We start from the raw sequence: 1,008 nt of genomic DNA, 5'->3' as shown, positions 1-1,008 counted from the left end.
TTTGGCGGATTTGGCGGATTTGGCGGATTTGGCGCGTGTAATTAAGATTATCTTTTTATGGTTAAAAATTTTAGTTTTCAGATATTTTTATCTTACCTATCTTATTTGGGGTGTGATTTAAATTATTGTTAGATAAATTTTATAAAAATATGAGAAACAGATTAAATTTTGCTAAAAAGTAGTAAAAATGCTAAGAACATCATTAAAAATCCGATGAAAATTTCTAAGATTTTCCACGAAATTGGCTTTTTAAAGAATGGTAAAAGCACTCTTGAAGCGTATCCGAGTGTGAAAAAGAACACAAATGAAGCGGTAGCTGCTCCAAAGCCAAAAATAATATTCTTATCTCTAAAATTAACCTTGCCAAACGCCGCAATTTCACGCCGTGAGTTTGACGAGATTAGTGCTAGTATCATTAAAAGGTGGCAAATTTCGTGCGTTTATAACGATAAAAAACGCACTCTAAACCCCTACAAACTCATAAACAACAATGAAATTTGGTATCTTTTAGCCGATGATTTTGGTGTGCTTAAAAATTTCACGCTCTCAAAGCTAAGCGAGATAAAAATCACTCAAAATGAGTTTAGTCTAAACAAGGAATTTTTAGCAAGGATAGAAAACAATGCTCAAAATTGGTTTTCAAACACCACTTTTGAGGTCGTTTTAGAGATTAAAAGCGAGGCTGTGCCATATTTTAAACGGCGTAAAATTTTGCCAAATTACAAAATCATAAGCGATGAAAATACCCTAAAAATCATATCGCCAACTTATCTAAGAGATAATTTTAGCGAGATTTTAAGGTGGTATTTAAAAGATATTTAGTGGTTAATGCACTAAAATTTTGATTTTTTGTTAAAAATCTCTTTAAAATTTCTAATGCTAATTTTTTCAAATCACATCTTTTAATTTTTTTTAAAACCTAAAATTTTGAAAAAATAATGTAATCGCTATATCAAAACGACTAGCCCTTTTGTTTTCAAATTCATTACCTCCACATTTAGGGCAATT

Annotated in this window: 2 protein-coding genes; one reads left to right on the top strand and one right to left on the bottom strand. The window is 30.4% G+C overall.

The features are described from left to right. Window positions 1–161: 161 nt before the first annotated feature. Window positions 162–416 (bottom strand): LysE family transporter, encoded by a 255-nt coding sequence (locus NYG85_RS10980; RefSeq protein ID WP_284938630.1) that lies wholly within the window; start codon window positions 414–416, stop codon window positions 162–164. Between NYG85_RS10980 and NYG85_RS10975 the strand changes: the two genes are divergently transcribed. Further along, window positions 361–822 (top strand): WYL domain-containing protein, encoded by a 462-nt coding sequence (locus tag NYG85_RS10975; protein WP_284938629.1) that lies wholly within the window; start codon window positions 361–363, stop codon window positions 820–822. The genes NYG85_RS10980 and NYG85_RS10975 overlap by 56 nt on opposite strands. The last annotated feature ends 186 nt before the right edge of the window (window positions 823–1,008 follow it).

Source organism: Campylobacter gastrosuis (genome assembly GCF_030249845.1).
Classification (GTDB): domain Bacteria; phylum Campylobacterota; class Campylobacteria; order Campylobacterales; family Campylobacteraceae; genus Campylobacter_A; species Campylobacter_A gastrosuis.
Note: the sequence above shows the minus strand (reverse complement) of the source record. Positions and strands in the feature narration are given on the sequence as shown.